Here is a 10041-nt window from a genome sequence, read left to right as displayed (position 1 = left end):
CCTGAAGGACGGGACCGAAGATCTCTTCCTTGTAGATGCGCATGTCCGAGGTGACGTTGTCGAACAGAGTTGCGCCGGCGAAGAATCCACCTTCGTGGCCTTCGAGGGTGAAGCCGCGGCCGTCGACGACTGCCGTTGCGCCCTCGTCGATGCCGATCTGCACGTAGTTGTTGACGCGGTCGAGGGCATCCTGGCAAACGAGCGGTCCGAAATCGACGCCTTCGTCGTCACTGCGACCGATCTTGAGCTTCGCGACGCGCTCCTTCAGCTTCGCGACAAGAGCGTCCGCGGTCTCCTCGCCGACGGGAACGGCAACCGAGATGGCCATGCAACGCTCGCCGGCGCTGCCGTAGCCCGCACCGATCAGGGCGTCGGCAACCTCGTCGAGGTCGGCGTCCGGCATGACGATCGCGTGGTTCTTGGCGCCACCGAAGCACTGTGCGCGCTTGCCGTGAGCTGCGGCCGTCTCGTAGATGTACTGAGCGATCGGCGTGGAGCCGACGAAGCCGACGGCCTTGATGCGATCGTCGGTGAGCAGAACGTCGACAACTTCCTTGTCACCGTTGACGACGTTGAACACACCCGCGGGCAGTCCTGCTTCGAGGAAAAGCTCGGCCAGGCGCAGCGGCACGGAGGGGTCACGCTCGGAGGGCTTGAGGATGAAGGCGTTACCGGCGGCGAGGGCGGGGCCGGCCTTCCACAGCGGGATCATCGCGGGGAAGTTGAAGGGCGTGATGCCGGCGACGACGCCGAGCGGCTGACGCATGGAGTACACGTCGATGCCGGTGCCGGCACTCTCGGTGAATTCACCCTTGAGCAGGTGCGGAGCGCCGACGGCGAACTCGATGACCTCGAGGCCGCGCTGGATGTCACCCTTGGCGTCGGCGACGGTCTTGCCGTGCTCGGACGAGAGGAGGCGGGCCAGAGAATCCATCTCGGCCTGGGCGAGCTGCAGGAACTTCATCAGCACGCGGGCACGCTTCTGCGGGTTGAACGCTGCCCACACCTGCTGCGCCTCTTCGGCATTGGCGATGATGGCTTCGGTCTCGGCCTTGCTCGCGAGGGGGACGCGGGCCTGCACCTTGCCGGTGTTGGGATCGAACACGTCCGCAAATCGATCAGATGTCCCGGGAACACGCTTGCCACCGACGAAGTGCGTCAACTCGTGAACCGTCGCATTTTCAACCATTGTGCTAACCCGTTCCTTGCTCGTATGGACCGCCCAGGAGGCAGCAGTGAATATGTCTACCATCCTATAGTTGGATGTCCATGTATGTCTAGAGCCCAAGGGCTGTGCGCCTTTATTAACCGCGGGGGGTTAATAAAGGCGCACAGCGCGGAGCGCGGCTGCCGCTTCCTGCGCGACTACTGCATCGGTGACGTCGTATCCATCCGATCCCCCACCAGGTCCGCCGGAAACTGCGACAACCTTGCGCGCCGAGAGATGCACCGCATCGACGCCGACGGCAGCGATTGCCGGGATGTCGTCGACGGTTATTCCGCCACCGGCCATGATCTGGATCCGGCCCGCGGCATGTTCGACCATTCGACCGATCTCGTCGAGTCCCTCATTGCAAGTGTCCGCACCCCCGGACGTCAGCACGCGGGTCACGCCCAGGTCGATCAGTTCGTCCAGCGCGGTCAGACGGTCGGTCACCACGTCCATCGCACGATGTACTGTCACCTCGACCCGCGCCCGGTCCACGCATCCGATGATGCGGCGCAGCACGACGGTGTCGATCGAATAATCTTCTGTCAGAGCGCCGATCACGATGCCGGACGCTCCACCGGCCACAGCAGCATGTACGTCGTGCTCCATCACCCACACTTCGTCGGGTGAGAACACAAAACCTCCGGCGCGCGGACGGATCAGCGGGTGTACCGCGATCCCCACCTCCGTCGCAGCCTCGATCACTCCGATGCTGGGCGTCAATCCCCCCGTCGGGCCGAGTGCCGCACACAACTCGACTCGAGTCGCTCCCACCGAACGCGCGATCCTCGCCCCCCGCACGTCCTGCACAGCCAGCTCCAGAACCGTCATGTCAGAAGGACTGCCACGACGGCTTGTGTTCGAGCGCATACCGGTAGTAGTCGGCAAGTTTGAGTGAACTGGCCGCAGCTTCGTCGATGACGACGGTGACATGGCGATGCAATTGCATCACCGAAGCCGGGCAGAACGCAGACAACGGACCTTCGACGGCAGCGGCGATCGCATCGGCCTTACCTTCTCCGGTCGCGATCATCACCAGATGCCTTGCATCGCTGATGGTTCCGAGACCCTGGGTGAGCACATGGTGTGGGACGTCGTCCACCCCGTCGAAGAACCGTGCGTTGTCGATCCGGGTCTGCTCGGTCAGCGTCTTCACGCGAGTTCTCGAGGTCAACGACGACCCTGGCTCGTTGAAGCCGATGTGACCGTCGGTGCCGATGCCGAGCAACTGCACGTCCACTCCCCCGGCCGCCGCGATGCTCTGGTCGTATCGCGCGATCTCTTTCTCCGGGCACGGCGCTTCACCGTTGGGACTCGACACCATCGCCGGATCCAGATTGACGTGATCGACGAATTCCGACCGAATCACCGAGTAGTACGACTGCGGATGGCGTTTCGGCAATCCCAGGTACTCGTCGAGCAGAAACGCCCGAGCCAGCGAGAAGTCGAGTTCGGCATCGCGATGCCTCGCTGCCAGTTCACGATAGGTTCCGATCGGCGACGACCCCGTTGCAAGCCCGAGCGTCGTCGCCCCGGCTCTGACGTAGCCTTCGACGATGTCCGCGACGGTCGAGTCGACCTCCGCGGGTGTCGGCTGAATTACGATTTCCATGATTTTTCCTTTCCGGCGGCTTTTCCGCCGAGTAGTACACGCCCCAGGCGCAAGTGACGATCGGTGACCACGATGTCGGCTCGGCAGCCCACGGCCAGCGATCCGATCAGGTCGCCAAGTCCCAGCAGACGCGCTGGGCTCCGAGTTGCCGCTGCGACAGCATCTTCCAGCGCGACGCCGCCGTGGAAGACAGTGCTGCGAAGCACGTCGAGCAATCTTGCAGTCCCTCCGGCGATGGCACCGGAACTGCCGTCGGTGGTCGCGAGTCTTGCTACACCGTCGGCAACCGTGACGTCGAGCGCACCGAGTTGGTAGTCGCCGTCGTCCATTCCCGCCGCGGCCATCGAATCACTGACCAAGGCGATCTGGTCCGGTCCGACAGCGTCGAAGACCATCGACACGGTCTCGGGCGCAAGATGCACACCGTCTGCGATCAGTTCCACCACCATCTCGCCTCTCGCGGCAGCCGCCAGGCACGCCGCGACGGGACCCGGAGATCGATGGTGCAGGGGCGGCATCCCGTTGAAGAGGTGGGTCGCGCTGATCTGTCCGGCCCAATCCCCGTGCACCGCAGCATCGATGCGCGCCGACGTCGTTGCCGCGTCGGCATCGGTGTGACCGAAACTCGGCACGATGTTGCGATGACGCATGATCGCGAGCAACTCTTCGAAATTCTCGGTCTCGGGCGCCAAGGTCATGGACCGCACGGTCCCCCGCGCAGCGTCACACACGGCTTCGAGCAGATCCGGATCACCGGGAATGATCGCTGCCGGATCCTGGGCACCGCAGCGGACGCCGTTGATGAACGGCCCCTCGAGGTGGATACCCAGAAGTTCTCCGCGTTCGACCAGATCGGCGAGCATCGTTGCTTGTCGCACCAGATCTGCGCGCGGTGCGGAGACCAGGCTGGCCAGCATTCCGGTCGTGCCGTGCTCACAATGGTGCGCCGCCGCGCGGCTCGCTCCATCGGCGTCGGTGTTCGGGAAACCAGCACCCGCGGCGCCGTGGCTGTGGACATCGATCAAGCCGGGCATGATCACCGCGTCGGTGCGTTCCGGAATGACGACGACGGGTGTGGACGCCACGTAGTCCGCAGCCGAGCCGACCCAACTGATCTTTTCGCCGTCCACGACGACGACTCCGTCGTGAATCTTCCCGGCCGGAGATCCGATCACAGTTCCCCGCAATACGATCGGATCGCCGACAGTAGCCGAGCCTGATGTACTCATGCCGACTCGCGAATCCGCGCGACGGCCGCTCTACCCTCGATCGGGTTTCGCGCGCCCCGCGCCGCCGCGGCCATGTCCTTGCACACCGCCAGATCGAGAGAGGCCAGTTGCGCGCGAACTGCGCCCAATGCCGGGACCGACATCGACAGACTCGTCACGCCCAAACCGACCAGAACCGGAGCCAACAGCGGGTCCGACGCGGATTCTCCGCACACACCAACTGGTTTTCCGGCATCGGCGCCCGCCTGACCGACCATCGCGATCAGATCGAGGACCGCCGGCTGCCACGGATCGAGCAGTTGCGCCAGGCCTCCGGCCATACGATCCACGGCGCAGGTGTACTGGCTCAGATCATTGGTACCGATACTGACAAAATCGAGGTGCTCGAGGATATCCTTCGCCCGCAACGCTGCAGCTGGAACCTCGATCATTGCTCCGACCTTGCCGATCCCCCGCGAACGCGCAAGTTCTGCAAAGTCTTTCGCCTCGTCGGCCGTAGCTACCATCGGCGCCATGACCCACAGATCGGCTCCCGTTGCATTGCCTGCCGCCGCGAGGGCGTCGAGCTGGCTGATGAGTGTGTCGGGATAAACCGTGCCGACACGGAGCCCGCGGATACCAAGGGCCGGATTCTCCTCGACCCCGAGATCGAGAAACGGCAACGGCTTGTCCGAACCCGAATCGAGAGTGCGGACCACCACCTTCTGTCCGGCGAAGTGCCCGAGCACCGACGCGTACGTCTGTGCTTGCTCCTCCACCGACGGTGCGTCGTGACGCCCGAGATACGAGAATTCGGTACGGAACAGTCCGACGCCCTCGCAATCCGCCGCTCCGGCCCGCGCGGCGTCCTCGAGGGTTCCGATGTTGGCCGACAACCTCACCGCGAACCCGTCACGCGTGCGTCCTGGACCCTGTGCCGAAGCCGACTGCTCTGCCACGAACGATGCTTCGAGGACAGCGCGCTCGCGCGTTTCTGCCGAGGGATCGATGGTGACCGTCCCGGTGGTGCCGTCGAGGATGAGAAGTTTCCCCTCCGCCAGCAGATCGGTTCCCGAACAGTTGACCACGGCCGGGATTCCGAGCGACTTCGCCAAGATAGCCGTATGGCTGGTCGGACCTCCTTCGGCAGTCAACAATCCGACCACGTCACTGGCGCCCAGCGTCGCTGTATCCGCCGGAGCGAGGTCGCGCGCCACCAGTATGTACGGGTAACCGGGAGTGGGGATTCCGGGCATCGGCTCCCCTCGAAGAACGGCCACGGCTCGCTGCCCGAGGTCGCGCAGATCGGTTGCCCGTTCGGCCATGTACCCGCCGAGCGCCGTGAGCTTTTCACAGAAGGCGTCGAAGGCAACTGCGACGGCGTGTGCGGTCGGCAGCCCCGATTCCAGGTTCGCCTTGGCCGCCTTCACGATGCCCGCGTCGCGCGCCATCGCAGCCGACGTCGTCAGGATCTCCGCGGAGACGCCCTCGACTGTCTTTGCACGCGAGAGCAGTTCCTCCGCGACGGCGTCCAGTGCCTCACGGATCCTGATCAGCTCCGCCTCGGGACTGCCCGTGATCGGGTCCGCCGCCGAGGTCGGCTCAGGCGTGGAGAATCGCAACCACGGCGCGCAGACCGAACCCGCGCTCACTCCGATACCCGCGATGCGGTTGTCCACACTCGCCGTCATCAGGCTTCGTCCAGTTCGGATGCGAGAAGCTCTGCGAGCGAACCGACCGCAGCGTCGGCGCCGTCACCGTCAGCACGCAAGGTCACCGAATCCCCGAATGCTGCACCGAGAGTCATGACAGACAACATGCTGGAGGCATCGACGGGTTCGCCGTCGCCGAGCGCGATGGTGACGTCTACCGGTAGATCGGCTGCGGCGCGCGCGAAGAGCGCTGCGGGTCGTGCGTGGAGTCCGACGCGGGATCCGATTGTCGTGGTTGCGATCGCCATGTTCAGCGTCCTTCCAGTTCCTTGTCGAGCTTGTTTTCCAGTTCGGCGACGAGCGGGGCGTCGGTGCGGCTGTCACCTTCGGCAGCCAGTGCCAGTTCGGCCTCGAGCAGCGCTGGGTCGGGCTCACCTGCGGCCACCTCGACCTCTTCTTCTCGTCCTGGCGTGCGCAGATTCCACTTCTTGATGACGAAGCTGAAAAGGAAGTAGTAGATCACGGCGTAGCCGAGTCCGATCGGGATCAACATCCATGCGTTGGTTGCCTTGCCGAAGTTCAACACGTAGTCGAAGAAGCCTGCGGAGAACGTGAATCCGTCGTGAATCCCGAGCGCATTGACCAAGGCCATCGACGTTCCGGTCAGGAGCGAGTGGATGACGTACAGGGGCCACGCGACGAACATGAAGGAGAATTCGAGCGGCTCGGTGATACCGGTGAGGAATGCGGTCAGGCCGGTGGAGAGCATGATGCCGCCGACGAGCTTCTTCTGAGAAGGCTTGGCGTTGCGCCAGATTGCGAAGGCTGCAGCGGGGAGAGCGAACATCATGATCGGGAAGAAGCCGGTCATGAACGTACCGGCGGAGGGGTCGCCGGCGAAGAACCGATTGAGGTCACCGCGAACGATCTGACCGCTCGCGTCCTGGTAGTCGCCGATCAGGAACCACACGGCGGAGTTCAAGATGTGATGCAGGCCCGTGGGGATCAGGAGGCGGTTCGCTGCGCCGTAAATGCCGCCGCCCACAACGGTATTGGAAGCAACTGCTTCACCGACCCAGTTGAGGCCGGAGTTGAACAAGGGGTACACGAATGCCATCAGGACACCGACCACAAGACCGGTGATCGCTGTCAGGATGGGAACGAGCCTGCGCCCGTTGAAGAACCCGAGATAATCGGGAAGCTTCGTTCGATAGAACCGCTGCCACAGGATCGCCGACAGCAAGCCCATCACGATACCGGCGAGCACACCGTAGTTGATCAGGGATTGATCCCCGTTCGGGTCCGTCTTCCCTTCGAGGACGATCGGCGACATCGCCTTGAACACGCCGTCGATCACCATGTAGCCGACGACGGCTGCCAAGGCAGTCGATCCGTCGGCCTTCTTGGCCCAGCCGATCGCGATACCGACGGCGAAGATCAGCGGCAGCCACGTGAAGACTGCTTGTCCTGCCGCAGAGATCACTGCAGCAGCACTGTGCATCGAACTGAATCGCCCGAGCAGGTCGTCCTGGCCGAGGCGGAGCAAGATTCCCGCAGCCGGCAGAACGGCGATCGGAAGCATCAAGCTTCGGCCGAGGCGTTGAACCCCGGCGAACACTTTCGATTCCTTCTTCGGGGTGTCTTCGAGAGTCATCAAGGACCTTCTTCGTTCGCCGGGCCGCGTCGCGATCGGCCGCTGGTTCTGGAAATTCGGGTGTCGTACACGTGCAGGTTTCGTGAAAATGCAGGTCACGGTTCTTGCTCGGAAGTGAGGCCTAAACCGTTTTGTCGAAACTGTTGTGGAGCCGGACTTCCAACGGGTACTGTCCGGTCATAACCAGTTGTAGTTTTACCTGGTGGAGGCGAGTTGTCAACACCCAAATGTGACATACGTAACCGGGATAGCCTTGACCAGCAACTAGTCAGCCCACCTGTACGACCGTTCAACGATCACGACCAACCCGACAATCAGGAGCAGCAAATGTCGAAAGCGGAAGCAATCATCAAGGGCCTCGGCGGCGCAGAGAACATCGTCGAGATCGAGGCTTGCATCACCCGCCTGCGTACCGAGGTCAAGGACGGAGCGAAGGTGAACGAGTCCGCTCTCAAGGCTGCCGGCGCACACGGCGTACTCAAGGCCGGAACGGTTGTCCAGGTCATCGTCGGGCCCGAGGCCGACACCCTTGCCGAGGACATCGAGGACATCCTGTGACGGTCGTCCTCGCCCCGCTCCCCGGTCGGGTCGTCGCACTCGCTGACGTACCGGACCCGGTGTTCGCTCAGCAGATGGTCGGCTCGGGCGTCGCGATCGAACCCGCTCGCGGTCAGGGCCCGCTCACGGTCGTGGCGCCGATCAGCGGAAAGATCCTGAAACTTCACCCCCACGCGTTTGTGATCTTCGGCGAGAAAGCCACCGGCGTGCTGGTCCATATCGGCATCGACACGGTCAAGCTCGAAGGCGACGGATTCACCCTCATCGCCGCCGAGGGTGACACCGTCAATGCCGGTGATCCCGTCGTCAGCTTTGATCCAGCGCACATCGACACGACCGGCTACTCGGCGATCTGCCCGGTAGTCGTGATGGATTCCAAACCGGACACCGTCGAATCCCCTTCCGTCGGTGGGGACGTCGCCACTGGCGACACTCTGTTCGACTGGTCGGCGTAACGCAAAGGGCGAGCACACCGGAAGGTGTGCTCGCCCTTTCGCTTCGAACGATGACTATTGGTCGCCGCGCGTTTTGGGCCGCGCTTGGCCCTGGACTTCCATCTGCAACTGGTAGCGGTCGGATCGGTACCAACTGCGAGTGTGCTCGACCGGTGCGATCTCGCTGAACGACACTCGATCGAAGTACAGAACCGGAGCGCCTTTACGAGTGCCCAGGAGAGTCGCGATCTCCGTACTGGCACCATCTGCACTGACTGTCTGCTCTGCCCGATCGATCGGCTTGTCGTACTTGTCGGCGGTTGCCCGATAGATCGAACCCGTCAAGTCCATGTCGAGTAAACCCGGCAACAGTTCGGGATTGAACCAGCCGTCGTCCACGCTCACCGGCTCGCCGTCGGCAAGGCGCAAGCGCTTGACGTGGTAACCGTCGGAACCCGGTCGCATATTCAGTGCGGCAGCAGTATTTTCGGGGACCGGCCCCTGTTCGCTGACCAGGACCACCGTCGTGGGGTGATGCCCCTGGGCGCGCATTTCCTCGGTGAAGGATGCAAGGTGCAGCTTGGATTGGACAGCGCGGTGCGCGACAAAGGTGCCCTTGCCACGCACACGCACGAGGTGTCCGTCATTGACCAACTGGCCGATGGCCTCGCGAACAGTGATCCGACTGACGCCGTAGTCCTGCATCAGGTTTCGCTCGCTGGTCATCAAGTCGCCAGGCTGGAGTTCTTGGGTGCACTTGCGCAGGAGAATGGTGCGCAACTGCTCATGTTTGGGTATTGCGCTGTCGCGCAAATGAACGGGCATCACAGCGACTGTCCCTCCGAGAAATGAATAGTCGTCTATTCGCCGACGATAACGATCTGAAATCGCGGGCAGGTCCCGACCGGACCGGTCCAATTAACGATACTGGAATTCACGGTAGGAAACTAGCATCAGTCCGGAGTTGTCCGATTTCAACCGTCCAACCGTCGGTAGATGGACCGTATTTCGTCCAAGGCGACGTTCTGCTGAGCCATGTCCAATCCCAGTGCCGCCACCGCCTCACGCAGACGGCGGATATCCAGATCGTCTATCGCCGGTCGAAATTGCACCTTCGGTAGCGCGGGGAGGGCAGCAGCGATTCCGAACCAATTCTCGACGTCTACCGGAACAGTCGACTCGTCCTCCACTCCCCCGATCAACTGCTCCAGGTCGACCCCGCGAAGTCTCAGCAACCTCAGCGGATCGGTGTCGATCCGCTCGGCAGTCAAGAACGCCACGGCCGCAGCGTGTTTGCACGGCCAACCGACGTCGGGGCAGGTGCAGTCGAAACGGAAAGCCGACGGGCCGTCCGGTATCAGTTGGGCAGCAAGCATGTCCGGGACAGTGCCGGACACCAGCGCGGCAAGGCTTCCCGGCACTCGGCGGATCTTGGTGATGATGTCGTCGATATCCGATTGATCAAGAGTGTCGATCGACAGCGTGGAAACGAAAGGTTGAAGTTGGCTGCCCTGAACCTCGGCCGTCACCACTCCCGGTTCGATGTCGAGCGCCAAAACCTGACCCGAACGCGCATAAGTTCGCCCACGCGTGACACGAGGTTTGTCGCCGATCTCTTCGACGACGCGGACAAAAGCCTTGCCCCAGAATGTTCTCCCGAACGCTGGACGAGGCTTGACCGGCGCGGGTGCTCGCCGTCGGGACCCGGTGTAC

General features: G+C 63.0%; 11 protein-coding genes. 2 read left to right on the top strand and 9 right to left on the bottom strand.

From position 1 onward, the window contains the following. From mmsA to RWT78_RS24405, 7 genes are all read right to left on the bottom strand, one after another. On the bottom strand, nucleotides 1–1189 hold a 1189-nt coding region (gene mmsA / locus RWT78_RS24435; protein WP_314681531.1), incomplete at its 3' end, for a CoA-acylating methylmalonate-semialdehyde dehydrogenase. Between the two features lie 129 nt (nucleotides 1190–1318). Beyond that, complete coding sequence (locus RWT78_RS24430; RefSeq protein WP_054825960.1) at nucleotides 1319–2041, bottom strand: copper homeostasis protein CutC; 723 nt, start codon at nucleotides 2039–2041, stop codon at nucleotides 1319–1321. Between the two features lies 1 nt (nucleotide 2042). Continuing rightward, the gene (gene nagB / locus RWT78_RS24425) at nucleotides 2043–2822 is read right to left on the bottom strand and encodes a glucosamine-6-phosphate deaminase (RefSeq protein WP_021334281.1); all 780 of its coding nucleotides are present in this window, start codon (nucleotides 2820–2822) and stop codon (nucleotides 2043–2045) included. Continuing rightward, complete coding sequence (gene nagA, locus RWT78_RS24420) at nucleotides 2810–4051, bottom strand: N-acetylglucosamine-6-phosphate deacetylase (RefSeq protein ID WP_314681528.1); 1242 nt, start codon at nucleotides 4049–4051, stop codon at nucleotides 2810–2812. Before nagA ends, nagB begins: the two co-directional genes overlap by 13 nt. Then, on the bottom strand, nucleotides 4048–5721 hold the full coding sequence (gene ptsP, locus RWT78_RS24415; protein ID WP_003941286.1) for a phosphoenolpyruvate--protein phosphotransferase: 1674 nt from the start codon (nucleotides 5719–5721) through the stop codon (nucleotides 4048–4050). Before ptsP ends, nagA begins: the two co-directional genes overlap by 4 nt. Then, entirely contained in the window at nucleotides 5721–5990 is a 270-nt protein-coding gene (locus tag RWT78_RS24410) for an HPr family phosphocarrier protein (RefSeq protein ID WP_003941322.1), read from the bottom strand. The genes ptsP and RWT78_RS24410 overlap by 1 nt, the downstream gene beginning before the upstream one ends. Nucleotides 5991–5992: 2 nt before the next feature. After that, a complete protein-coding gene (locus RWT78_RS24405) occupies nucleotides 5993–7336 on the bottom strand; it encodes a PTS transporter subunit EIIC (RefSeq protein ID WP_003941307.1) in 1344 nt (447 codons plus the stop codon). 327 nt (nucleotides 7337–7663) lie between these two features. Here RWT78_RS24405 and RWT78_RS24400 point away from each other — a divergent pair, with 327 nt between their 5' ends. After that, nucleotides 7664–7894 (top strand): glucose PTS transporter subunit EIIB, encoded by a 231-nt coding sequence (locus RWT78_RS24400; RefSeq protein WP_003941324.1) that lies wholly within the window; start codon nucleotides 7664–7666, stop codon nucleotides 7892–7894. Next, on the top strand, nucleotides 7891–8349 hold the full coding sequence (locus RWT78_RS24395) for a glucose PTS transporter subunit IIA (protein WP_003941386.1): 459 nt from the start codon (nucleotides 7891–7893) through the stop codon (nucleotides 8347–8349). Before RWT78_RS24400 ends, RWT78_RS24395 begins: the two co-directional genes overlap by 4 nt. A gap of 54 nt (nucleotides 8350–8403) precedes the next feature. Here RWT78_RS24395 and RWT78_RS24390 read toward each other — a convergent pair whose 3' ends face one another. Beyond that, nucleotides 8404–9153: a GntR family transcriptional regulator gene (locus tag RWT78_RS24390; RefSeq protein ID WP_007726130.1), complete on the bottom strand. Its 750-nt coding sequence runs from the start codon at nucleotides 9151–9153 to the stop codon at nucleotides 8404–8406. A 149-nt stretch (nucleotides 9154–9302) separates the two neighbouring features. Further along, nucleotides 9303–10041, bottom strand: a 739-nt coding sequence (locus RWT78_RS24385; protein WP_314681525.1) for an SWIM zinc finger family protein, incomplete at its 5' end; no start/stop codon positions are given.

It is taken from the genome of uncultured Rhodococcus sp., from assembly GCF_963525155.1.
Lineage (GTDB): Bacteria > Actinomycetota > Actinomycetes > Mycobacteriales > Mycobacteriaceae > Rhodococcus_F > Rhodococcus_F qingshengii.
The sequence above is the reverse complement of the archived record's forward strand: the minus strand, read 5'-3'. Positions and strand labels throughout refer to the sequence as shown.

Bases quoted from the DNA above. Each gene is read 5' to 3' on its own strand.
- nagB (WP_021334281.1), bottom strand. From the start codon at position 2,822: ATGGAAATCGTAATTCAGCCGACACCCGCGGAGGTCGACTCGACCGTC.
- ptsP (WP_003941286.1), bottom strand. From the start codon at position 5,721: ATGACGGCGAGTGTGGACAACCGCATCGCGGGTATCGGAGTGAGCGCG.
- nagA (WP_314681528.1), bottom strand. From the start codon at position 4,051: ATGAGTACATCAGGCTCGGCTACTGTCGGCGATCCGATCGTATTGCGG.
- RWT78_RS24430 (WP_054825960.1), bottom strand. From the start codon at position 2,041: ATGACGGTTCTGGAGCTGGCTGTGCAGGACGTGCGGGGGGCGAGGATC.
- RWT78_RS24410 (WP_003941322.1), bottom strand. From the start codon at position 5,990: ATGGCGATCGCAACCACGACAATCGGATCCCGCGTCGGACTCCACGCA.
- RWT78_RS24390 (WP_007726130.1), bottom strand. From the start codon at position 9,153: ATGCCCGTTCATTTGCGCGACAGCGCAATACCCAAACATGAGCAGTTG.
- RWT78_RS24400 (WP_003941324.1), top strand. From the start codon at position 7,664: ATGTCGAAAGCGGAAGCAATCATCAAGGGCCTCGGCGGCGCAGAGAAC.
- RWT78_RS24405 (WP_003941307.1), bottom strand. From the start codon at position 7,336: ATGACTCTCGAAGACACCCCGAAGAAGGAATCGAAAGTGTTCGCCGGG.